The sequence below is a fragment of the Roseibium litorale genome (genome assembly GCF_014842915.1).
Lineage (GTDB): Bacteria > Pseudomonadota > Alphaproteobacteria > Rhizobiales > Stappiaceae > Roseibium > Roseibium litorale.
Genome location: NZ_JACYXI010000016.1, coordinates 1 through 22,690 on the forward strand (window position 1 = coordinate 1; position 22,690 = coordinate 22,690).

The 22,690-nt window shown below is 59.2% G+C and carries 23 protein-coding genes and 1 tRNA gene; 8 read left to right on the forward strand and 16 right to left on the reverse strand.

Features of this window, described 5'->3' with window-relative positions:
* Window positions 1-182 precede the first annotated feature (182 nt).
* Entirely contained in the window at window positions 183-2,009 is a 1,827-nt protein-coding gene (locus tag IG616_RS19730; RefSeq protein WP_192150108.1) for a M3 family oligoendopeptidase, read from the reverse strand.
* Between the two features lie 209 nt (window positions 2,010-2,218).
* On the opposite strand from IG616_RS19730, the gene IG616_RS19735 reads away from it, so the two are divergent.
* Together IG616_RS19735 and IG616_RS19740 are read left to right on the forward strand one after the other, a co-directional pair.
* Window positions 2,219-3,781, forward strand: coding sequence for a sigma-54-dependent transcriptional regulator (locus IG616_RS19735; RefSeq protein WP_192150110.1), 1,563 nt, complete (start codon window positions 2,219-2,221; stop codon window positions 3,779-3,781).
* A gap of 311 nt (window positions 3,782-4,092) precedes the next feature.
* Window positions 4,093-5,901 carry a peptidoglycan L,D-endopeptidase MepK gene (locus tag IG616_RS19740; RefSeq protein ID WP_343072405.1) on the forward strand — a complete coding sequence of 603 codons (1,809 nt, stop codon included), beginning with the start codon at window positions 4,093-4,095 and terminating at the stop codon, window positions 5,899-5,901.
* A gap of 231 nt (window positions 5,902-6,132) precedes the next feature.
* Here the strand turns inward: IG616_RS19740 and pyk are convergent, their stop codons facing one another.
* The 3 genes from pyk to IG616_RS19755 all read right to left on the reverse strand — a co-directional run bounded on the left by pyk (window position 6,133) and on the right by IG616_RS19755 (window position 9,378).
* Complete coding sequence (gene pyk / locus IG616_RS19745) at window positions 6,133-7,569, reverse strand: pyruvate kinase (RefSeq protein ID WP_192150114.1); 1,437 nt, start codon at window positions 7,567-7,569, stop codon at window positions 6,133-6,135.
* The gene (locus tag IG616_RS19750; RefSeq protein ID WP_192150115.1) at window positions 7,566-7,973 is read right to left on the reverse strand and encodes a DUF1036 domain-containing protein; all 408 of its coding nucleotides are present in this window, start codon (window positions 7,971-7,973) and stop codon (window positions 7,566-7,568) included. The genes pyk and IG616_RS19750 overlap by 4 nt, the downstream gene beginning before the upstream one ends.
* Window positions 7,974-8,460: 487 nt before the next feature.
* Window positions 8,461-9,378 carry an EamA family transporter gene (locus IG616_RS19755; RefSeq protein ID WP_192150117.1) on the reverse strand — a complete coding sequence of 306 codons (918 nt, stop codon included), beginning with the start codon at window positions 9,376-9,378 and terminating at the stop codon, window positions 8,461-8,463.
* A 126-nt stretch (window positions 9,379-9,504) separates the two neighbouring features.
* On the opposite strand from IG616_RS19755, the gene IG616_RS19760 reads away from it, so the two are divergent.
* The 3 genes from IG616_RS19760 (at window position 9,505) to IG616_RS19770 (ending at window position 11,056) form a co-directional block, all read left to right on the forward strand.
* Window positions 9,505-10,329 carry an N-formylglutamate amidohydrolase gene (locus IG616_RS19760; protein WP_192150119.1) on the forward strand — a complete coding sequence of 275 codons (825 nt, stop codon included), beginning with the start codon at window positions 9,505-9,507 and terminating at the stop codon, window positions 10,327-10,329.
* A gap of 18 nt (window positions 10,330-10,347) precedes the next feature.
* On the forward strand, window positions 10,348-10,644 hold the full coding sequence (locus IG616_RS19765; protein ID WP_192150121.1) for a DUF1244 domain-containing protein: 297 nt from the start codon (window positions 10,348-10,350) through the stop codon (window positions 10,642-10,644).
* A gap of 154 nt (window positions 10,645-10,798) precedes the next feature.
* The gene (locus tag IG616_RS19770; RefSeq protein WP_192150123.1) at window positions 10,799-11,056 is read left to right on the forward strand and encodes a DUF2312 domain-containing protein; all 258 of its coding nucleotides are present in this window, start codon (window positions 10,799-10,801) and stop codon (window positions 11,054-11,056) included.
* Between the two features lie 47 nt (window positions 11,057-11,103).
* Here IG616_RS19770 and IG616_RS19775 read toward each other — a convergent pair whose 3' ends face one another.
* The 5 genes from IG616_RS19775 to cpdR form a co-directional block, all read right to left on the reverse strand.
* A complete protein-coding gene (locus IG616_RS19775) occupies window positions 11,104-12,108 on the reverse strand; it encodes an alpha/beta fold hydrolase (protein ID WP_192150125.1) in 1,005 nt (334 codons plus the stop codon).
* Window positions 12,109-12,172: 64 nt separating this feature from the next.
* Entirely contained in the window at window positions 12,173-12,838 is a 666-nt protein-coding gene (locus IG616_RS19780) for a tetratricopeptide repeat protein (RefSeq protein ID WP_209007832.1), read from the reverse strand.
* A 99-nt stretch (window positions 12,839-12,937) separates the two neighbouring features.
* Window positions 12,938-13,063: a type B 50S ribosomal protein L36 gene (gene ykgO, locus IG616_RS19785; protein WP_008196524.1), complete on the reverse strand. Its 126-nt coding sequence runs from the start codon at window positions 13,061-13,063 to the stop codon at window positions 12,938-12,940.
* A gap of 173 nt (window positions 13,064-13,236) precedes the next feature.
* Window positions 13,237-13,311 (reverse strand) — tRNA-Val (locus IG616_RS19790).
* Between the two features lie 139 nt (window positions 13,312-13,450).
* Window positions 13,451-13,810, reverse strand: a complete 360-nt coding sequence (gene cpdR, locus IG616_RS19795; RefSeq protein WP_073013634.1) for a cell cycle two-component system response regulator CpdR — start codon at window positions 13,808-13,810, stop codon at window positions 13,451-13,453.
* A 193-nt stretch (window positions 13,811-14,003) separates the two neighbouring features.
* Here cpdR and IG616_RS19800 point away from each other — a divergent pair, with 193 nt between their 5' ends.
* A complete protein-coding gene (locus IG616_RS19800; RefSeq protein ID WP_343072407.1) occupies window positions 14,004-14,915 on the forward strand; it encodes an N-formylglutamate amidohydrolase in 912 nt (303 codons plus the stop codon).
* Between the two features lie 339 nt (window positions 14,916-15,254).
* Window positions 15,255-16,061 carry a histidinol-phosphatase gene (gene hisN / locus IG616_RS19805; protein WP_246476335.1) on the forward strand — a complete coding sequence of 269 codons (807 nt, stop codon included), beginning with the start codon at window positions 15,255-15,257 and terminating at the stop codon, window positions 16,059-16,061.
* Here hisN and IG616_RS19810 read toward each other — a convergent pair.
* Both IG616_RS19810 and IG616_RS19815 read right to left on the reverse strand, forming a co-directional pair.
* On the reverse strand, window positions 16,058-17,020 hold the full coding sequence (locus tag IG616_RS19810) for an alpha/beta fold hydrolase (RefSeq protein WP_192150128.1): 963 nt from the start codon (window positions 17,018-17,020) through the stop codon (window positions 16,058-16,060). The two genes, hisN and IG616_RS19810, sit on opposite strands and share 4 nt — an antisense overlap.
* A gap of 129 nt (window positions 17,021-17,149) precedes the next feature.
* Window positions 17,150-17,620: a hypothetical protein gene (locus IG616_RS19815; protein WP_192150130.1), complete on the reverse strand. Its 471-nt coding sequence runs from the start codon at window positions 17,618-17,620 to the stop codon at window positions 17,150-17,152.
* A 278-nt stretch (window positions 17,621-17,898) separates the two neighbouring features.
* Between IG616_RS19815 and IG616_RS19820 the strand changes: the two genes are divergently transcribed.
* Window positions 17,899-18,345 (forward strand): Hsp20 family protein, encoded by a 447-nt coding sequence (locus tag IG616_RS19820; RefSeq protein ID WP_192150132.1) that lies wholly within the window; start codon window positions 17,899-17,901, stop codon window positions 18,343-18,345.
* Window positions 18,346-18,421: 76 nt separating this feature from the next.
* On the opposite strand, the gene IG616_RS19825 is transcribed toward IG616_RS19820, so the two are convergent.
* The 5 genes from IG616_RS19825 to IG616_RS19845 all read right to left on the reverse strand — a co-directional run bounded on the left by IG616_RS19825 (window position 18,422) and on the right by IG616_RS19845 (window position 22,237).
* Window positions 18,422-19,471, reverse strand: coding sequence for a threonine aldolase family protein (locus tag IG616_RS19825; protein ID WP_192150134.1), 1,050 nt, complete (start codon window positions 19,469-19,471; stop codon window positions 18,422-18,424).
* 48 nt (window positions 19,472-19,519) lie between these two features.
* Entirely contained in the window at window positions 19,520-20,104 is a 585-nt protein-coding gene (locus IG616_RS19830) for a DoxX family protein (protein ID WP_192150136.1), read from the reverse strand.
* A gap of 17 nt (window positions 20,105-20,121) precedes the next feature.
* A complete protein-coding gene (locus IG616_RS19835) occupies window positions 20,122-20,928 on the reverse strand; it encodes an HvfC/BufC N-terminal domain-containing protein (protein WP_209007834.1) in 807 nt (268 codons plus the stop codon).
* Complete coding sequence (bufB, locus tag IG616_RS19840; RefSeq protein WP_192150140.1) at window positions 20,918-21,835, reverse strand: MNIO family bufferin maturase; 918 nt, start codon at window positions 21,833-21,835, stop codon at window positions 20,918-20,920. Before bufB ends, IG616_RS19835 begins: the two co-directional genes overlap by 11 nt.
* A gap of 102 nt (window positions 21,836-21,937) precedes the next feature.
* Entirely contained in the window at window positions 21,938-22,237 is a 300-nt protein-coding gene (locus IG616_RS19845; RefSeq protein WP_192150142.1) for a BufA1 family periplasmic bufferin-type metallophore, read from the reverse strand.
* Window positions 22,238-22,690: the final 453 nt, after the last annotated feature.

A 22,690-nucleotide genomic window follows, 5' to 3' on the forward strand; every position in this document is an offset into this window, starting at 1 on the left:
CACCGAAACAAGCCCCAGCATGAGACGAAACGGGCTATCTCTCAAAGATCCCAAAACTTGGACACCTGAAAACCTGAACTGCAAAAAAACAAACCCGCCGAAAACGACGGGTTTGTCAGCAGTCTGAAACCCCGCGCTGCATGGCTGCGCGGGGTTTCTCATTGATCTCGAACTGCCAGATATCAGTCGTCCTTCGCTTCCAGCTCGTCGATGATGCCTTCGATCACCGACAGGCCCTTCTTCCAGAAAGCCGGGTCGCTTGCATCCAGACCAAAGGGCGCAAGCAGCTCGGAGTGATGCTTGGTGCCTCCTGCCTTGAGCAGATCGAAATACTTCTCCTGAAAGCCGGTTTCCGCGTCCTGATAGACCGCATAGAGCGAGTTCACCAGACAGTCGCCGAACGCATAGGCATAGACGTAAAACGGCGAATGGATGAAGTGAGGGATATAGGTCCAGAAGGTCTCGTATCCCGGATTGAGTTTGATCGCGGGCCCAAGGCTTTCGTTCTGGACCTCAAGCCACAATTCACCGATCCGGTCCGATGTCAGTTCGCCGTTCCGGCGTTCTGTGTGGAGCTTGCGTTCGAACGTGTAGAAGGCGATCTGGCGCACGACCGTGTTGATCATGTCCTCCGCCTTACTGGCGAGGAGGATCTTGCGCGTCTCGGGCGTCGCCGCCTGCTCCAAAAGGGACTGGAAGGTCAGCATCTCGCCAAAGACACTTGCTGTCTCAGCCAGCGTCAAAGGCGTCGGCGCCATGAGCGGCCCATTGTGCCCGGCAAGAACCTGATGCACCCCATGGCCCAATTCATGAGCCAGCGTCATCACGTCCCGTGTCTTGCCCTGATAGTTGACCAGCACATAGGGATGAGCGCTAGGAACCGTCGGATGAGCGAAGGCGCCCGGAGCCTTGCCGGCACGGGCAGGCGCGTCGATCCAGTTGCGCTCGAAGAACCGGCCCGCAATTTCAGCCATGTCCGGAGAAAACCGGCCATAGGCATCCAGCACGGTCTTGCGCGCCTCTTCCCAGGAGATGATCCGGTTATCCGTCTTCGGCAGCGGTGCATTCCGGTCCCAGGAATTCAGCTGATCCACGCCCAGCCACTTGGCCTTCATTGCATAGTAGCGGTGCGAGAGGCGCGGATAGGCGTCGCGCACGGCGGAGACCATCGCATCCACCACCTCACGTTCCACCCGGTTGGCCAGATGCCGGCTATCGGCAATGTCCGTAAATTTGCGCCAGCGGTCGGAGATTTCCTTGTCCTTGGCCAGCGTGTTGGTGATCAGTGTAAAGACCCGGAGGTTCTCCGAAAACGTCTTGGTCAGCGCCTTGGCGGCCGCTTCGCGCTTTTCGGGATCCTCGTCCTGAAGAAAGTTCAAGGTCGGCTCGATAGGCAGTTCCTGACCGTTCACATCGAAGGACAGTGAGGCCATGGTCTCATCAAAGAGGCGGTTCCACGCCCCCCGTCCCGTCACCGACTTTTCGTGGAACAGCTGCTCCACCCGGTCTTCAAGCTGAAACGGCTTTTCCTTACGCAGATCTTCAACCCATGGCCGGTAGTGAGCCAGCCCCGGATCCGCCAGGGCCGTATCCATCACCTTGTCATCGACACGGTTCAGCTCAAGTGTGAAGAAAAGCAGATGGGAGCTGATCGACGTGATCTGCTCCTGCACATCACCATAAAATTTCTGAGCCTTGGGGTCGGTGGTGTTGCCCGCATAAACGAGACCGGCAAAAGAAATTACCCTGCCCAGCAGATCCTCAAGCGCTTCATAAGCGCGGATCGCCGTTACAAGGGCCGTCACATTGTTTGCCGCTAGATCCGCAAGACGCCCTTTGTAGGATACCTCAAACGTCCGGGCACGCTCCTGCCCTTCGTTCAGATCGCTGGCGACCTGCGGCGAATCCATTGCCGGATAGAGATCCGTGAGATCCCATTCAGGCAGCGCGCCCAGTGCCTTTGCGCTGGAGCCTGCGGCTGCGGAGCGCAAGAACGGTTCCTGAAGCATCTTAATCCCTCCGGATCTGGGTCAAATATCTGAACTCGCGGATCCTAAATGGAAGAATCCGGCATATTTCCAATCAATAGGCTGCGGAAGCTATCCACCGCAATCAAAACAAGGTGCATTTTTTCACCCGGCTTGGACGATTTATTTACCGGTCTACAACCAGGATGGTCAGGATTGACACAATCAAGAACCTCCCGGAAAGCGAGACCATGGAATCCACCAGCGGCAAAATTCTGATAGTCGATGACGATCCGATCCAGCGCCGCCTGCTGCAGGAAGCCGTGACCCGGTTCGGATACCGCGCGAAACTGGCCGAGAACGGCGCAGAAGCCGTGAAGATCATGACCGGCCCGGAAGGCGCGGACATTGACCTGGTTGTTCTGGACATCGTGATGCCGGAACTCGACGGCATCGGCGCCCTGACGCAAATGCGCGCCCAGAAAGTCAGCACGCCAGTTATCGTCCAGACCGCTCACGGCGGCATTGACGCGGTGGTTTCGGCCATGAACGCGGGCGCCCAGGACTTCGTCGTCAAGCCAGTCGGCCCAGAACGGTTGAATGTCTCGATCCGGAACCTTCTGAAGACCTCTGCCCTGGCAGATGAAATCACAAGGTTCCGCAAGCAGGCCTCCGGCACGCTGACCTTTGCCGACATCATCACCCATTCTCCTGCCATGGAACGGGTCATCAATCTCGGCAAGCGTGCAGCCTCGTCCAATATTCCAATCCTGATCGAAGGTGAGAGCGGCGTCGGCAAGGAAATGATCGCAAGCGCCATTCAGGGCTCGAGCGAACGGCGGTCAAAGCCGCTCGTGACCGTGAACTGCGGTGCGATCCCGGAAAATCTGGTCGAATCCATCCTGTTCGGCCACGAGAAGGGCGCGTTCACGGGAGCTGTCGACAAGCACATAGGCAAGTTCCAGGAAGCCCATGGCGGCACACTCTTTCTCGATGAGGTCGGCGAGCTTCCGTCCGATGTGCAGGTGAAGCTTCTGCGCGCCCTACAGGAAGGCGAGATCGACCCGATTGGTGCCCGGCGTCCGGTCAAGGTTGATTTCCGTCTGATCTCGGCCACGAACCGCAGGCTGATCGATCAGGTGAAGGAAGGCGTCTTCCGCGAGGATCTCTATTACCGGCTGAATGTCTTCCCGATCTGGATCCCGCCGCTGCGCGACCGTCTGGAGGACATTCCCAGTCTCACCAGGCACTTCCTCGCCCGCTTCGCGGCAGAAGAAGGCAAGCCTCAGGTCTCCGGCGTTACGCCCGATGCCATGGCCCTGCTTCAGGCCTATCACTGGCCGGGCAATATCCGCCAGCTTGAGAACACGGTCTTCCGGGCCGTGGTGCTGTGCGACGGCCCGAGCCTGACTGTCGACGATTTCCCGCAGGTTGCCTCTGCCGTGGATGCCCCGGCTCCGTCCACTGCCCGACACTATGAAAGCCGGCGGGTTGAACCCGGCGCAGAACCAGCCCAGACGCACGCGCCCCATGCGCCGGAACCGAAAAGATATTCCTCCCCTCAGCCCCAGACAGCAGCTCCCAGCGGCTTCGAACTCTCAGCGCCCTTCGGCTTCATGAGAAACCTCGACAACGAGGGACACATAAGAAAACTTGTGGATGTTGAAGAGGAAATCATTCGGGCCGCAATCAATCATTACTCCGGACGCATGACCGAAGTGGCAAAACGTCTCGGCATCGGCCGGTCGACCCTTTACCGCAAGCTGAAGGAGTATGGCCTGGAAGAGCACATCGGCAAGGATGCAGCCGCCTGATTTTTCTGGCATTTCCGCCGGAAACCGGAACATTTCCGTTCTCGCCGTCTACACAGAAATGCGGACCCAATGTGGTCCGCATTTTGTTTTTCATCATGATTCAATGTTTTCTCAGGTGCCGTTGCATTTTCGCCACGTTTTTGGCTGAATTAGAAACAGGGTAAAAGGTTCTTAACCGGGGCGGGCTATTGGTGTTTCCTGCTGGGGAGCACCGACAGGCCATGAGCCATCAATAACGGCGAGACGGTAATTTGCGTAAACGGTTGTTTGGACATGACGCCGTAAGGGGATTTCAGCGTGCGGCGGCATTCGTGTGCCTTCTGGCAGCGCTGACCTTTTCCCTTTCTGCAGCAGTTCGCGCTGAAACGAGAACGCTTCACCTTTTCAACGCTCACACCAAGGAGCGGGTGGACATCACGTTCAAGAAGAACGGGAAATACATTCCCTCGGGTTTGCGTGACGCGAACCGTTTTCTGCGTGACTGGCGCCGCAACGAGATGACCACCATTGATCCGGAACTTCTGGATCTGGTGTGGGAAGTCTATCAGCAGGTCGGTGCGAAGAGCCCGATCCATGTGGTGTCCAGCTACCGGTCTCCGGCAACCAATGGCATGCTGCGCTCCCGGTCCAAGGGTGTTGCCAAGAACAGCCAGCATATGCGCGGCAAAGCCATGGACTTTTTCATTCCAGGTGTGAACCTCGCCACGCTCCGCGCGACAGGCCTGCGCAAACAGGTTGGCGGCGTCGGCTACTATCCGACCTCCGGCTCCCCGTTCGTGCATATGGACACCGGCAGCGTTCGCCACTGGCCGCGTATGACCCGCAGCCAGCTGGCAAAGGTCTTCCCTGACGGCCGCACCCTGCACGTGCCGACGGATGGAAAACCTCTGGCTGGGTATCAGCTCGCCCTTGCCGACGAAAAAGCAGGACGTCACAAGGCCGGTGGCCGGTCCTCCGGCACGTTGCTGGCCAGCGCCTCTGATTCTCCCGCTCCCGCACGCAACAGCACCCGCGGTCAGAGCCTCAGCAATTCTGGCAGCGTGATCCGTCCAGGTGCCGATACCGGCGGTGGAGAGGATGAGGAAACCGAAGATCAGCCGAGCTTCCTGGCCTCCTTGTTCGGCTCCGGCAAGAACACCCCGGCTCAGGAAAACGCCCGTGTGGCAGCTGTCCGCTCCGGTGGCAGCATTGTGCCTCCTGGTGCCGTCCCCGGCGTTCGTAATTCCGGCGATATCTCCTCACCTGCAACCGCAGAAGCGCCTGCGATCGTTGCACCTCCCGTTCCTGTGCTGAAGGACAAGGCCGAGCCGGAAGCAGCCCCGTCACCGGAAGCTCCGGTCGCGCCGACAGACGTGCCCGCAGCGATCGCGATCGCCAGCGTGCTTCCCTCCGCCAAGCCTGCTCTTGCACGTCCGGCACCGGTGCAGGTCGCATTTGCTCCCAACACGCTTGATTCGCAGCGTGTCCGCATGGAACGGGGTGAGCTGCCCACTCCCGTCCAGGAAGCAGCCTCCGGCACCCGTTTCAACGTTGCTGACGCAGTCCCCGGCCAGAAACCAGGCGGTAAGCTTCTCGCGGCCACCCAGCGGGCGGCAGCTCAGGCGACCATCTCGGGGAACATTCCCGTTCCGGCAAGCGCGCCGGCCAACGATCCGGTTGCCGCAATTCTGGCAGCCACCGGTAAGCCGACCGTCAACCGGGCCAACAATGGCCTTGCTCCGGAAACCCTGGCCTATGCATCGGCGACTTTGACACCGGCCGCCGTGGCTGCGAGCGCAAAGAAACCTGTTGTTGCCGCCAAGGCTCACAAGCCGGGTAAGGGTGAATTGACCCGCTCGGTGTCAGGCCGGATCCCGGTCAAGGAAATCAAGGATCCTCTCGCAGGCTTCGCAGGTCTTCCGGACAAGTCCGCACCGATGCTGCTTTCAAGCGATGGCACCATGCGGAACCAGACCTTCGCGTCTCTCAGCCACCCCCGTCAGCGGGTTCTCGGCACATTCCTTGAACCGGGCAACCGCTTTGTGGCGGGCGGATTTGGCAAGTTCCCCTATGGAGCTCTGCGCACCGACCGCTTCGATGGGCCTGCCGTCATCGTACTGCCGGTCACCTTTGCCCGGTAAGGCAAAAGAGAAATGATACCGCCGGGCAACCGGCAAAGGAAAAGGCCGCCTCAACAGGGCGGCCTTTTTCATGCCCCCGAAGGGCTTTGCTCCGGACCGCCCAGGAAAGCATGAAGACGGTTCGCACCTGCACTTCGGAAAGCTTCCGGTCTCTGGAGCGCATCAACAAAAAGGCCGCCCTGTAGAGGCGGCCTTTCGATTGTCTTGGCATCATCTAAACCGATTGAGATGTCAGATGCTGCCCTTGCCGTCGGAGCCTACGAAGGCAATCCGCAGCATATTGGTCGAGCCCGGCGTTCCGAACGGAACACCAGCTGTCACGATCACCCGCTGACCCGGCTTTGCAAAGCCTTCGGTGAAGGAGATCGAACACGCGCGATCGACCATGTCGTCTTCATTGGCAGCATCGACGCTGACCACGCAGTGAAGGCCCCAGGCAAGCGCCAGACGGCGGGCGGTGTTAACCACCGGTGACAGAACGATCAGCGGAGAGTTCGGACGCTCGCGCGCAGCACGGAGACCGGTTGCACCGGAAGTCGTGTAGCAAACGACCGCCGCCAGCTTCAGCGTTTCGGCAATCTGACGGGCAGCTGCAGAAATCGCATCCGCGCCGGTCGCTTCCGGCTCGGTCCGCTGTGCGTGGATGATGTTTTGGTAGTTCGGATCCTGCTCAACCTGGATCGCGATCTTGTCCATGGTGGACACTGCCTCGATCGGGTATTCGCCAGCTGCCGATTCTGCCGACAGCATGACGGCATCTGCGCCTTCAAACACGGCGGTCGCCACGTCCGACACTTCAGCGCGGGTCGGAACCGGAGCAGTGATCATGGACTCCAGCATCTGGGTCGCGATGACCACCGGCTTGCCTGCACGGCGGCAAGCACGGGTAATCTGCTTCTGCAGACCCGGAACTTGCTCCAGCGGCATTTCCACACCAAGGTCGCCACGGGCGACCATGATGGCGTCGGAGAGTTCAATGATCTCGGCCAGACGGCCAATGGCCTGTGGTTTCTCGATCTTGGCCAGAACACCTGCACGGCCGCGCACGATCTTGCGGACTTCCGCAATGTCATCCGGGCGCTGCACAAAGGAAAGGGCAATCCAGTCGACGTCCTGCTCAAGAGCAGCAACCAGATCCTTGTGATCCTTCTCGGTCATCGCGCTGGTGGCGATTTCGGAGTCCGGAACGCTGACGCCCTTGCGGTTGGACATCTTGCCGCCAACGATCACTTCCGTCACGGCTGAATCAGCCGTGCATTCGATGACCTTCAGCTGCACCTTGCCATCGTCCAGAAGCAGACGGTGACCAGGCTCAAGCGCCTTGAGAATTTCAGGATGCGGAAGGTGAACGCGGGTAACGTCCCCTTCCGTCTTGTCGGAATCCAGGGTGAACTTTGCCCCGTTCTCCAACATGACCGGACCGTCCTTGAACGTTCCGAGCCGCAGCTTCGGTCCCTGCAAATCCGCCAGAATGCCGATTGGCCGGCCTACCATTTCCTCAACAGAACGGATGCGCTGAACGAGCATCTTGAGGCGATCATGATCGGTATGGCTCATGTTGATACGGAAGACATCCGCACCTGCACGATACAGCTTTTCAATGATCTCTTGTTCCGAGGAGGAGGGTCCGAGAGTTGCTAGAATTTTGACTCGCCGGTTACGCCTCATTGCCCACCTGTCCCCTCTTGCACGGGCTCCGTCAGCTGGACCGTCCAGCTACTCTGCTCGCCCGTGTCGATTTCAAAAAATCCGGTTCGTTCGAAACCACGCGCCACGCAGTCCTCAATGCCACGGATCGTGAATTCTTTTTCACGCGTACACATGAAGGCGCGGCCACCCCATTCGCCAGACTGGTCATAATCAATGGCATATATGTAATAATACCGTGACACCAGCGCGCCGGGAACAAGCGTTTCACAGGAGTTGGACTCCAGATTCCACCAGCCTTCAGTGATCCAGTCGGTCTTGTCCTTGTAGCCAATGGCAACACCGACCTTGCTTTCAGTCTTGTTGCAAAGACGCAGGTCAGCTTTGGCCATTTCCACCGTGGCCGGGAAAAACAGCAAGAACATGCCCAGCAGCAACGCTGCCTTGGCAACAGAACTCCGTCCGGATGGGAGCCCGGCTTGGCATCGTTCCCCGACCTGTCTCATGAGCAGCTGTTCGTCTCGCGCTTTCTTATGGTTTCCATTAGCTTTTTGCTAGCACGTGCCTGGGATGTCAACGGCGATAACCTCTCCGCACTAGCCATAAGTATGACTTGCGCCTGAAATCTCCGGTCCAGACCAGTCCCTTTGAAGCATGCGCTGCCGTTTCGCACCAGAAATGAGGCGGGAACATGACCGCAGTCGCAGCGTTATGCCATGGGTGATGAAACTATTTTCAGAGCCAGAGACCCCGCTGGCTTATCCACCGGCACTTCCCGGTATTGACCCGCCTGCGAGGTCAAAGCTTCGGACACCTCTTCCGCGGAGGACACAAGGCCGGACGCGCTCTTTGATTCGGTCCGTCAGCTGTCATTTTTCCTGCGCGCCGGAGACATAAGCAAACCGCCTCCACCTATACGGCGGGCAGTGGCCGGTCACGCCTGGGCCGGGCGAACCAGACACCTGCCAGGATCAGGAAGCCGCCCAAGAACTGCAGCCAGGACAATTCTTCCCCCAGAAATGCCCAAGCCACAGCCGCTGCGGTGACAGCCTCTAGAAAGATCACCAGAGCTGAAAAGCCAGCCGTCAACCGTCCAAGTGAAAAGGCCAGCAGTCCCTGACCTGCTGCATGAGAGATGAGCGCAATAACCGCGAGCGCAACGGTTCCCTGCAGCGTCTGCGGCAGAATACGAGGCTCAAGCACCAGCGCCACGACAGCCAATATCGCAGCCGTCACCAGCGACGAGCGGAACATCAAGCCACCCGGTCCCAGCGTACGGCGGACGTAGCGCGTAGCCAGAATATACGCTCCGAAGAAGAACGAGGTCGCGAGGCCGAAACCGTCTCCAACCAGCCGGGCTGTATCAAGCCCCAGGCTGGCACCAACCAGGCCGGCCGCACCAAGAAGACAGGCCGCGAGACCGGCCCACATGGGTTTCGTCACCTTTTCCCGCAGGATCAAACTTGAGCCAAGCAGCACCCAGACGGGAGCAAGTGTCGCCAGAAAGGTCGCGTTGGCGATGGTGGTGTTCAAGATCGCCAGATGCCAGAAAAACAGATCGCCCGCGAAGAGCGCTCCGGAAATAATCACCGGCCAGGACCATCCCGACAGAATGCTCCGTCCGGGCTGTTCCATCCGCGCCCAGACACATAGCAGCGGCAAAGCTGCTGCAACCCGCCAGAAGGCGCTGGCAAATGGACCGACATCCGCAAGCCGGACAAAGACGGGCGAGATCCCCATGGCAACGGCTCCCGCCAGAAGGGCGGCAAAGGCGATTGCCGTTTGATTGGAACCGGCAGCAGCACCGGCCCTCTGCACGTCAGCAGTCATTTGGTCTCATATCCGGAAGGCTTGGTTCCGCGGGCGGGTTGGGCTAAATCTACCGCGAGACAGGGAACCCGTCACTTCCGATTTTCGCGCTCCCGCAATCCTGAGCAGCTCTTCAAGTAACAGACCATGACCCAAGCTTCACCTACGGCTCAAGCTGAGTTCGGACCGACGGAAACCATCGCCGGAGATCTGTCCTGCGGCATTCTTCTTCTGTGCGATCATGCGTCCAACGCCCTGCCCCCAGCCTATGGCGATCTTGGCCTGCCTGCTGCGCAGTTTCAGCGCCACATTGGTTATGACATCGGCGCGAAAGCCCTGACGCTGGCGCTTGCCGGGCGCCTGAACGCGCCAGCGCTGATGACCACCTATTCGCGGCTCCTGATTGATCCGAACCGGGGCGAGGACGACCCGACGATCGTCATGCGCCTGTCAGATGGCGCAGTGGTGCCGGGCAACGCCGGGGTTGACGCTTCCGAACGCCAGAAACGCATTGAGCTGTTCCACCGCCCCTATCACGAGCTGATTGCCTCGACCCTCGACAAGATGCTGGAAACTGCGCCTCCTCCCGTAATCATTTCCATGCACAGCTACACGCCGGTCTGGCGGGGCGTGCCGCGCCCCTGGCATGCCGGTATTCTGTGGGACATGGATGACCGCGCGGTTCGCCCCATTCTGGAGCGTCTCGGCGCTCAAGATGGCATCGTCGTCGGGGACAACGAGCCCTACGATGGTGCTCTCAAAAATGACACGATGTACCAGCATGGAACCATGCGCGGGCTTGCTCACGCCCTGATCGAAGTCCGGCAGGATCTCATCTCGGATGAGGCCGGTGTTACAGAATGGACAGAACGGCTGCTACCGATCCTCGCGGACCTTCCAGGACAGACAAGTCTCAGGGAGATCCGCAAGGGGCCATCGCGCTGCGACACGGCACCGGTCATTGCCGCTTAGGACCGAGGGAGAAACGACATGGACGAGAAGACCAGAACAGAACTTGAGGCAGCCGTTTTCCGGCGTCTTGTGTCCCACCTGCAAGGCCGTACCGATGTGCAGAACATCGATCTGATGAATCTCGCGGGCTTCTGCCGGAACTGTCTTTCCAACTGGTACAAGGATGCGGCGGACGAACGTGGCCTCGACCTCGACAAGGAAAGCGCTCGTGAATTGGTTTACGGGATGCCCTATGCCGACTGGAAGGCAAAATACCAGTCAGAAGCCACCCCGGAGCAAAAGGCCGCCTTCGAGGTGAACAAGCCCAGTCATTGAGTGCTCTATCAGGTCAATCCGCTTGACCTGAGGGGGCAACTCTGGCACGGCAGAGCCCCACGTCTGGCGCCAACCGGGTGCTTCGCCCCGCGGCCGGAGCCGGACCTTCCAGCATCATTTTGAATGAAGATACAAGCGAGAAGGAGAAGCACCCATGACAGTCGATTCGAATGCGGTGGCAGGCGATCAGCTGCGGGCTTTTGTCGAGCGCATCGAGCGTCTCGAGGAAGAAAAGAAGGTCATCTCCGATGACATCAAGGACGTCTATGCCGAAGCCAAGGGCAACGGTTTTGACGTCAAGATCCTCCGCAAGGTCGTGTCCCTGCGCAAGAAGCAGCCGCACGAGCGTGAGGAAGAAGAAGCGATCCTGGATCTCTATCTCCAGGCCCTGGGCATGAACGGCCCGGCTTGACCGCTTTTCGACCCTGAGATGACAGCGGCGGCCCAAGGCCGCCGTTTTTATTTGTCCGCAAGCATTTCAGCTGTTTGCGGCTGCGGCAATGCGGATTTTGGCGCCCAGGCCCGGTCCATCACCCACTCGATTTCCCGCACCACGTCTTGCGTGCGCGTGTGATGCGGCATGTGACCTGCACCTGGAAGGGTCACCAGGCGCGCCTGCGGCAGATCCCTGACCAGGCCATCGCTGTGAATGCTAGGCCAGACGATTGTGTCCTTGTCACCCGTAATCACCACAGCTGGCACGCCTATCTCGCTGTAGCGCTGCGATAGCTGCGCCACGTGCTCTTTCAGACCTGCCACATCCATCGCGTTGGCCCGGAAGCTGTCAGGCCGGAACAAAAGCGGCAGACGGATCATCTCGTCATAATCCGCCGGCGCTTCTTCTGGCGCAAAGACGCCGAGAATGGCTGCGGGAGCAACACGCTCTGCAATCGGCAGAGTAAGAGTGGCGCAAAAGATCCGTCCGATCACAGGAAGGGACGCGACGTTGTAGTACCAGGTCACTCCGCCGGGCCAGGGATGAGTCGCGGGAGCAATGAACACCAGCCCATCGACCAGATCTGGCCGCTCAAGGGCCAGCGCAGCCGTTACGGAAGCGCCGAGGGAATGTCCAAGCACAACAGCCTGCGTGACGCCCATCGCGTCCAGTGCCTTGCCGATCAGCCTCGCCTGCCCGGAAGGACCTGACTGCGCATCGCTGCTCCGGCCTGAATGACCAAGACCGGGCCTGTCGACAAAGATCAGATCGTAGCGGCCAGCGAGCGCCCCCCGGAAGGCTTCCAGCTGATCATAGGCATTGCCGCTGGCCCCATGAATGAACACCAGGGAGGGCTGCCCGGACAGGTCCCGGTCAGGCTTCAGTCTGTGAAAGTGGATCGGAACCCCGTCGGCGACAACAAATTGCCCATCCGCCGGAAGATCCGCTTCAATTCTTGTCACGCGGTATTCCGTATAGACCGAAAGTACCGGCAGGATCAGAAGCACGATGCCAAGGAAGTAGATCATAATCATCTCTCAGCGGGAAACATCTTCCCGTCAAGGATGACTACGCTCGAACCGGTCAAACCGATCAAATCCCTTCGCCTTCAGATCCCTTTTCCAGAGCTTCAACGGCGTCGCGGGCGTTGGAGAGGCCTGGATGGATCTTCAGAATCTGATGGAAAGTTGCCAAGGCCCGGTCCTTTTCTCCCAACCGGCGCTGGATCATGGCAAGTCCGGAAAGGGCGCCCCAATGGCGGGGCTCAAGAGCCAATGTGCGCTCGATATCCACCAGCGACCGGCCAAAGTCTTCCTGCAGATAATAAACCGTAGCTCTCCGGTTCCAGCCCTCCGCATAGTCAGGCGCAAGGGTCACAACCACATCAAGGAGATCAAGCGCAAGACCATAGTCTGAGGACTTGAGAGCCTGAGCAGAGCGGCTCATCAGAAGATCGACGGTCGCACTGCCGGATTCGAGCCAGGTAATCTGAATACGGCGCGCAATCCGCGCTGCAGACGTATCGTCCGGGGCTTCCGCCAGCTGGGAATAAAGATCGTTCAGACCCGGCTCCCGGCCATCACTCCCGGGAGCATCGCTTTTCCCCTGCTCCTGACCAGACTGGGATGGATTCTCATCCGGGTGCTGCAGCATCGGATCGAGATCCTCGATCGACGGAGCCTCTGAGTCAGGGTCGAGTTCAGGCACGGGCTGAGCGAAAACGCCAGCCGGCAAAGCGAACAGGAAAAGAAGAAACACAAAAAACCGCATACCGGCAAGTATGCCTTGCCGGTTGCAGCGGTCAATCCGGAATCGGATTCTCATCAAGAGTTGAAGAGCACGAAGCCCTTCCCCTGCTTAGCCCTGGCGAGCCTTGAAGCGCGGGTTCTTCTTGTTGATGATGTAGACGCGGCCCTTACGGCGAACCATGCGGTTCTCACGGTGGCGGGTCATAAGCGCTTTAAGCGAGTTCTTGATCTTCATGACTATGTCCCCCGGAAGGGCCTTGTTACCCGTAAACATGAAACGAGCGCCAAAGGCGCCCGCGACTGATAGGCTTTCCCGGGAAACCGCTGCAACAGCAAGCTATTGCGCAGATCCTTACCTCCGGGATCTACCCGCGCCAATCTGACCAGAACTGCCGGTTAGCGCAAGAATGGTGGGCGTGACAGGGATTGAACCTGTGACCCCTTCGATGTCAACGAAGTGCTCTCCCGCTGAGCTACACGCCCGAATTTCTCGGTATCACTGCGCCGGAGCGCCGTGGTGGAGAGCGATATAACGGGGTTCCGTGATTGACGCAACACCCTTTTTTACAGAACCGTCAAACAATTCCACAGGCACGCTCCGGACCGGTGGATATGTCCAGCCTCAGGCTGCGAGCATCTTGTCCACTTCCTGAACCAGATCGCGCAAATGAAATGGCTTGGACAGCACTTTCGCATCCTTGGGCGCATCAGATTCGGGATTGAGAGCCACCGCAGCAAACCCGGTGATGAACATGACCTTGAGATCCGGATCGAGCTGTGTCGCACGGCGGGCCAGTTCGATACCGTCCATTTCCGGCATCACGATATCGGTCAGGAGAAGGGAGAACGGTTCTTCGCGAAGACGTTCATAAGCACTTTTTCCATTATCGAAAGAGACGACATCATGACCCGCATTTTCCAGTGCCTTGGCCAGGAAACGGCGCATGTCATTGTCGTCTTCCGCAAGCAGGATACGCGGCATAGGTAGCAACCACACTAAATTGAAAAGACCCAGGCAGCGCCTTGAGGCTGCCTCTCGCCGGTTATAGTCCGAATCCGCGGTAAAGATAGAGTGAAACCACGGCCGGAAGATGCTTTGCCGGTTTCTGTGGACTGAATGTTAATTCCTTGGCACCATGGCATTTGACCGACACAAGAGGCCACACTTGGAGACCATAGACCAGCGCGATCCCTTTGCTGCGCACAGGACCGGCTTTAACGGGCACCCCCCGTTTGAAGTGCTCGCGCCCGCAGAACAGCGCCTGCCTTACGTGTTTAACTCGCCCCATTCCGGCTGCCAGTACCCCTCAAGTTTTCTCGAATCGTCACGGTTGGACGGGCGGGCAATCCGCCGCTCCGAGGATGCGTTTGTGGATCATCTCTTCTCCCATGTTGTTCCCTTGGGAGCCCCGATGCTGCGTGCCCATTTCCCGCGCGCCTATCTTGATGTGAACCGCGAGCCCTACGAACTCGACCCCAAGATGTTCGAAGACCGCTTGCCGCCTTATGCAAACGTCCGTTCGATCCGGGTCGCGGGAGGCCTGGGGACCGTGGCAAGGGTCGTCAGCGAGTCCCACGAAATCTACAAGCACCGGCTGCCCGTCAGTGAGGCGATGTACAGGATCGAGGAGATCTACAAGCCCTATCACACGACGCTTCGCCGGATGCTGGCCCAGACTCACGTCACTTTCGGTTATGCGATTCTGATCGATTGCCACTCCATGCCGTCCAGCATCCGCTGCCAGTCGACGGACATCCGCCCGGATTTCATCCTGGGAGACCGGTATGGAACAAGCTGCTCACAAGAACTGACGAACTATGCCGCCTCTATTCTGATCGGCATGGGCTACACGGTGAATCGCAACAAGCCCTATGCCGGCGGTTTCATCACCGAGCATTACGGCCGCCCGTCGCGCGGCCTGCATGCGCTTCAGGTGGAGATGAACCGGGGCCTCTACATGGATGAGGCAACCCATCAGCCGCATGCAGGTTTCCTGGAGCTGAAGAACAACCTTGAAGCCTTCGCCCGGGAACTCACGTCCATGCCTGACAGCAGTTTTGGGGCAGAGCCGATTGCAGCCGAGTAAGCGTCAAGACGCGAGCTGAACCCCAGCCTTTTGTCACGAAATCACCCGGAAATTCGATGCATATAAAAAAAGGGGCCGCATAAAGCGGCCCGAGTCTAGGGAGGAAACGCCCAAGGAGGGCGGCGCTACTCGGAAAATCGTTTCGCGCTGCAATAAAGTTCGCACCGCAACGCACAAAGGTCAAGCCTTGCTTATGAGCAGGTCATGCAAAAAAATGAGGCAAAACCTATGATTTTGCCTCCCTTGAACAGCTTGGACATTGACCAAATCCATGAAATCCTTAGAGAACAACCTATCCTCTTTCCCATCCGGGTTTGCCGGCAATCCAAGGCATACAGAATGAGCATTTCTTCCATGCAGCCAACGCATGCCTTCGCCCCCTTTCTTGAGCGTCTGGCCGAAGAGGCGCGGGCAGCAATCATGCCCCATTTCCGGTCTGCCTTCAGTGTCGAGAACAAGCAGGAAGGTGGCTTCGATCCGGTGACGATCGCCGACCGTGCGGGCGAGACTGCCATGCGCAAGCTGATCAATGCGGAGTATCCCGGCCACGGGATCCTGGGTGAGGAGCATGGCTCGGAAAACCTGGATGCGGAGCACGTCTGGGTGCTGGACCCCATCGACGGGACGCGCGCGTTCATTACGGGTCTGCCCACCTGGGGAACCCTTATCGGTCTGACCACCAACGGCAAGCCGTCGCTTGGCATGATGGCTCAGCCCTATGTGGGTGAGTTTTATGCCGGCGACTGCAAGAGCGCCTGGTACCAGGGGCCTCTCGGCGCAAAGACATTGAAAACCCGTTCCTGCGCTTACCTGACGGAGGCCGTTATGTTCACCACGACCCCCTTCCTGTTCAAGGGTGCGGAGCGCACCGCTTACGATGCGGTCGAGCGGGAAACCCGCCTCGCCCGCTACGGCACGGATTGTTACGGCTATTGCATGGTGGCCGCCGGGCAGGCCGATCTGGTGGTGGAATCCGGGCTTCAACCCTATGACGTGGTTGCTCTCGCTCCCATCATTGAAGGCGCAGGCGGCGTCATGACAACCTGGACAGGGGGCTCTCCCGCAAACGGCGGCCAAATCGTCGCCAGTGGCGACCCGCGTCTGCATGACATCGTCTTGAAGAAGCTCGCCAGCGCGGCTGCCTAGTCAATTTTGGGGCCGTCGAATTCCCTGCCGGGAATAAAGGCGTCAAAGGCAGCCCAGAACTGATTGCGGATCGGTTCCGCTTCCATCATCAGCTCGTGCTGAGCACCGGGGATTTCCAGGTAGCCCGCCGCCTTCGTGCGGGAAACGAGATCTTCAGTTGCGGGCGTTGAAACGATACGGTCAGCGCCCGCGGCAATCACCAGCACGGGAAGCGAGACCGACGGGCCGAACCGGCGCTGCCGGAACGAAAGCAGGCAGCGGGCAGCCGCATGAAGCCAGCCGACCGTTGGAGAGCCGATGCCGAGCGACGGCTCCTTGTCCAGCACCGCCAGAGCCCGCTCATAACGGCGCCGGTCGCTTGTCTGGACGTTATCCTCGAATTTCTCGTAAAGCCGGACATTCCCGCCCGGGATGAACATCCGGCCAAGGCCCGCGTATTTCAGCAGGCAGGCAGTCCGGAAGGCCCAGCGCTCACGCCGTCCCCAATCGAGAAGGCCGGTCAGCGGCGCTGTCAGCACAGCCCGGTCGATCATGGTGCGCAGCCGGGCGGTGTCCGCCAGAAGGATCGCGGCCCCCGTCGAATGCGCCAAGGCGAAATGCGGCCCGGGATATTCGGCCAGGGAGACTTGTTTCAGAACTGTATGAAGGTCCTCGAAATAGTCTGAAAACCGGCGGACATGTCCCCTGACCGGAGACCGGAGAAGCCGGCCGGAACCGCCCTGCCCCCGCCAGTCAAAGGCAATGACGGCAAAGCCGCGTTTCCGCAGGTCCTGCACCACCTCAAAATATTTTTCAATAAACTCGGCACGCCCCTGCAGGATTGTCACGGTACCGCGCCGGCGTGCGCCTTCCGCAGAGGGCCACCGGGCGTAGCGGATCTTGACCCCATCCGGTGTTTCAACAAAACCGCTCACCGCTCCGCCTGGAACCGGGTTTTCAGGAATGTCGACCAAGGTCATGCGGCGGAAACCTTTGCAAGAATGTCCACATTCTGCTTACAGCCCCGGCAGCGCAGGCTCAACCGGAAACGAAACGGCGCCCGGAGGCAAGTCCGGACGCCGTCTCGGAAACAGGATTGTTCAAGCTGATTACCAGCGGTATTCCCAGTGATGGCCACGGCCAATCGGCTCACGGCTGATCACAGCGCCGGAACGGCTGTCGACAACCAGACGCAAAGGCATGCCGCGCCAGCCGGTTGCGCTGGCAATGTAAACCCGGCCGCGTTCGCCAAGGATCCGGATATGACGGTAGCCCTGATGGCGCAGGCTGCGGCGGATCTCACGGGCATCCATGCGGCCCCAGTGATGGCCGCGCCCCCTGTCGTGATAGCCGTCACGTTGGCCGCCACGGCGGTCGTCCCGGTGCCAGTCCCGGTCGCGGCCATCGACCAGCTGCACCAGGCCTTCCGTGTCCTGGCCGCTCACCTGAACGGCAACCCTCGGCGCCGCACCCGAAGCGGCATGGGCGCCGGTGACGCTGCCAGCAAAAGACATGGTCACGACGGCCAGGGTCATTGCCGCTGCAAGTCCGGTTTCACGAGCCTTACGAATGATAAACATTGGAGTGTCTCCTCGTTTCGATTGCGGCCAGTCCGTCTGACCTTGAGGAGACATTGCCACCTGGCACTTGAACCGGACCGGAAGGCTCCGTTCATCTGGCGTTCAGGTAAAAATCCGGCGAAGGAAGCAGCGTTTCAGACCTCTTGAAACGCCGGAAGCATTCACCATCTCATTAGGGCAGGCGCCAATACGGGTCTGCAGAACCGCTGTTCTTCCCGCCTCTGACAGGGGGAAAACGACAGCAGACCATATCCGTTGCTCATAAGAGGACAGAACACATGCGTCACTTCGACTTTTCGCCGCTCTACCGCTCCACTGTTGGTTTTGACCGGCTTTTCAACATGCTCGACACCGCAAACGCAGACACTCCGAGTTATCCGCCCTACAACATCGAACGCACTGGCGAGAACACCTACCGCATCACCATGGCGGTTGCCGGTTTCTCTGATGCCGACCTCTCCGTCGAGGCCAAGGAGCACGTGCTGACGATCAAGGGCGACAAGCAGGACGATGAGCAGAACCGTGAAATTCTCTATCGCGGTATTGCCTCCCGCGCTTTCGAGCGCCGGTTCCAGATTGCAGAATATGTCCGCGTCGAGGGTGCGCTTCTCGAAAACGGACTGCTTCACATCGACCTTGTGCGCGAACTTCCCGAGGCCATGAAGCCACGCAAGATTGAAATCGGAAGCGGCAGTCCGAAACAGATTGAGACCAAGGCTCACTAAGCCTTCTCTCTCTTTTCCCTCCTCCAAAAACTGGCGCCCGGCAAAACCGGGCGCTTTTTTTGTTCAAGGAACAAGCTCAGAGCAGCGACAGGAACCGCTCGGTCTCGGTAGATTCGGTCGCGAAGCTCGCCACAAGCCGCACGCAGATTTCATTCTCAGAGGGCTTCAGTTCCGCCGGAATGGCGTGCTCCGGCCAAGGGTGGAACACCGCCCCGTTCTGCCGCAACCGGTCCGCCTGTACCTTTTCGATGATCGCGAAAACCTCATTGGCCTCTGTCGGCCACGCCATCCTCCCGCCAGAAGCCACGATCCCTTCCGACAGCTTTGCCGCCATGGCGTTTGCATGTCTTGCGGTCTGCAGCCAGTTGCCGTTCTCAAAATAGCCTTCCAGCTGGGCGGAGACGAAGCGAGCCTTGGAGAACTCGTGTCCGGCACGCTTTCTCAGATACTCGAATGACCGGGCAGCTTCCTGGTTGAAGAAGATCACGGCCTCGGCACACCAGCAGCCGTTCTTCGTGCCGCCAAAGGAAAGCACGTCCACACCGGCTTTCCAGGTCATTTCCGCGGGCGTGACCCCAAGCGAGACCAGAGCATTTGCGAAACGGGCGCCGTCCATGTGAAGGGGCAGTCTTCGGCTTTCGGCCTGCGCCTTGATGGCTCGGATCTCCTCAAGGCTATAGACCGTTCCATGCTCGCTTGCCTGGGTGATGGACACGGCTGCCGCCTGCCCATGCATGGCAGAGCCTTCCGGCAAGGCTGCCAAAGCGCTAGCCAGGCCATCTGCCGTGATCTTGCCATTGACCTGCCCGCCGACGGAAACCAGCTTGCTGCCACCGGTCATGAACTCGGCAGCCCCGCATTCATCCACCTGAATATGCGCTTCCGGATGACAGAAGATGATCCCGCCGGGCCGCGCGTAGGCAGTCAGGGCCAGCGCATTGGCCGCCGTACCGGTGGCGGTGTAGTAGACCGCGGCATCGGTTTCAAAAATATCGCGGAACTGTTGGATCACGCCCTGGGTCACGGCATCGTTGCCATAAGCAGGGGCGGGTCCGGCGGAGTGGCGGGCAAGAGCTGCCATCACTGACGGCGCGGCTCCAGCCCAGTTGTCGCTTGCAAAATTCATGTCCTGACGAATATCGCCTTCCGGTCTGACCGGCAAGATGGCTGACTGTCAGGTATAGCGCTCGCGGGCGGCTCGGGAGCGCACCAGCATCGCATCAAGAGACACGCGCCCACCGCCCTTTAAGGCAGGCACCAGCAGGATCATGATCCACATCAGCCGCTGATCGGCGATAAGGCTGCTCGGATTGCCGTCAAACATCCGCCCGATCGTCTCGGCACCGACCCCGTGCCCAGTGATATCAACGAAGGACATGACCACGATGAAACCGATCATGCCGACACTTGCGACCCGCGTAAAAAGGCCAAGGATCACGAGCAGTGGCAGGATGAACTCTGCCCAGGTTCCGGCAAGCACAATCAGGCCATAGGGGAAGAAGGCGATCTGGCTGGTGTCATAGCTGACCTGCTCCATCAGGGTCGGCAGAATCTGGGCATAGGCTCCGTCACTTGGCCTCAGAAATCCGAAGAGGCCTGGTCCAACCTTTGTCAGCGCTGAGTTGAAAAAGTAAACCAGCAGCACGCTGGCAAAAACAAACCGCGCTGCCAGCTCCAGAAACCACCCTCTTGTCACACGGTCGACGAAGCCGAACACGGCCTCATGCAGCCGCACGATCAGGTTTATCAGGATCCCCATTGTTTCCCCCATTCGTTTTACTTGCCGGCTTCGGGCCGGGATAGGACATCAAATTCTGCAAACGCGCCTGCGGTCAGCAGGTCGGCGAGACACTTGTCGAATTGGAATGCATGTTCCGGCACGCTCCCGGCGGCACGTTCCGCCGCCTGAACAAGAGAAAGACCCTCGGCCAAGCCCTCCAGAAGCACCGCGCACCCTGGCCGCATCAACCTGACTTCCACATCCAGATCAGGCCGGGTGACAAGAACGTCCTGTCCTTCGTTGAGGTCCACGCCCTCGTCTCCATCAAACCTGTTCACGGACAGGAGTGAAAACACGGGCCAGTCTGACCGGATCCAACGGCAGGCAGGATGCAGCGTCACGGTAAGATCCGCCAACTGGTCTTCAGGCACGGCGGCAAGGTGCTCAGGTTTCAGGATCTTGGCATCGGCAGCATGATACGCTTCGAGCCAGGCCCACTCCAGCCGCGCCACATCCGGCAGATAGCCATAGGCCTCCAGAGGCGGGAAGTTTTCAAGAAAACCGGCAAAGTCCGCTCCATACCAGATCAGCACAGGCGACTGAGGCGGCTGCTGTGTGACAAACAAGCGGGCCGCAGCCTTGAAATAGTCCTCGCCCAAAAGCTTCACGATGGCCGGATAGCTGTCCATGACCGCTTCGACCAGACTGACAACCACATTGTTCCGGTAGACATTAAAGCGCTTCGGCGCTGGCTGGCCATCTGGACCGACGACCCCTTGGGGAACTTCCAGGGCACTATCGAGCAAAGCCGGCGCGAAAGCCGCCAGCACAGAACAATCCGGCCTGCCGGGATCAGACCGCACGGCGTTTCTCCAATCCGGCATGGTGAGAAGACATCTGTCCTGAACCCGCCTTCTTCAAAAGACGCTCAGCTGCGGTGGCCTCGCTGAGCAGGACCGGCCAGGCAGGAACATTGTTATCCCACTCAATCAGTGTCGGCAGCGGGCCGGTCTTTCCAAGTGTGTATTCATAAAGAGACCAGACAGCCTCATCGACAGCACGGTCATGCGCGTCAATCAGCAAAGGCCGCCCCGCGTCATCCACATCGGGCGCATGGCCCCCAAGGTGAATTTCCCCGACAGCCTCCAGCGGAAAGGCATCCAAATAGGTTTCCGGGTCAGCCTGCTGGTTGGTGCAGGACACATGAACATTATTGACGTCGAGCAGCAGCCCACATCCGGTCCTCCTGACCACCTCTTTCAAAAATGCGGTCTCACTCATGGTGCTCTGCGTGAAAGCGACATAGGTGGACGGGTTTTCCAGAAGCATCTTCCGGCCAATAACCTCATGCACCCGGTCTATGTGGTCGCAGACACGTGCCAGCGTTTCCGCACTGTAGGGAACCGGAAGAAGGTCATTGAAGTAGGTCATATCATGCGTCGACCAGGCCAAATGCTCAGAAAACAAACCCGGCTCGTAGTGCTCATTGAGTGCCTTAAGTCGGGCAAGATGCGCTTCATCAAGAGGCCGCTCGGCGCCGATGGACAATCCCACGCCGTGCAGAGAGACAGGATACGCGCTCCGGATCGCTTCAAGCTGGCGGTGAGGCGCCCCTCCGGCGCCCATGTAATTCTCGGCGTGCACCTCGAAGAAGCCGATGTCCGGACAGGTCTCAAGGATTTCAGCCACATGGCTACCTTTGAGACCGGCCCCTGAACGGCACGGCACAGAGGCAAACGCGCGCTGGCTTCCAGATGGATTAAGAACCACGACGATCTCCGTGCGTTGAAAACAGTGTCTCAAGGCTGCGCCTGAGGAACTTCATTCTCCAGGCGGAGGCAATCTGCCCCTGCCCGGAGAATGACCTGGATATCAGCTCTTGGGCAAATCCCGGTCGAGCTCCGTCAACGACCCCTTGCGGCCATCAGGCAGCTCCATTGTCACACAGGTGCCAGCAGGGACCAAAGTCCAGGCATTGCCCTGATAGTCGACCGTCGAGGTCCCGGCGCAGGTCGTTCCTGCACCCGCCTTGCAGTCATTCTTGCCCTTCAGCGATACACCGTAACATTTTTCCTTTGCCTGAGCGTTTGCAGGCGCAGTGACGGACAGGCTGGTGACTGCGGATACAACAGCACCCGCAACAATCGCGGCGGTCATGGATTTGGTCTTCATATAGTCGTCTCCTAACTCCGCGGGCCATTGAACTCGAGGAAAGCACATTCCCGTTTCAGCCCGCTTCAGGAAAAATATGATTTGCGCTGAGATCAATGGGAAATCAAACGGGCGTGACAGTTGCGCGAGGGGAATCTGCCCCTCAAATCGATTGAAGTAATTTTGTTGCCTTATCGAGCCTGGATCTTATTCTTTATGATCGATTGGTGCTTGCAGGGCGAAACAATTATAACTTCCCCCAACAATAACGCACTTGCCGGATGGCTTGAAATCTGGCATGTTCGCGCCGCTTGGAATAGGACAGGATCACTGTCCCATTTATCGGCACCGGAACTCCGCACCTGACCAGGCCGGACGAACGTCGCCAGCAAGCCGGCCGGAGACCGCCAAGAGGAGGCGGGATCGGGGCCGAAGACGGGGAGCGGGCAAAAGCTGCTTCATACCGCGCAGGCT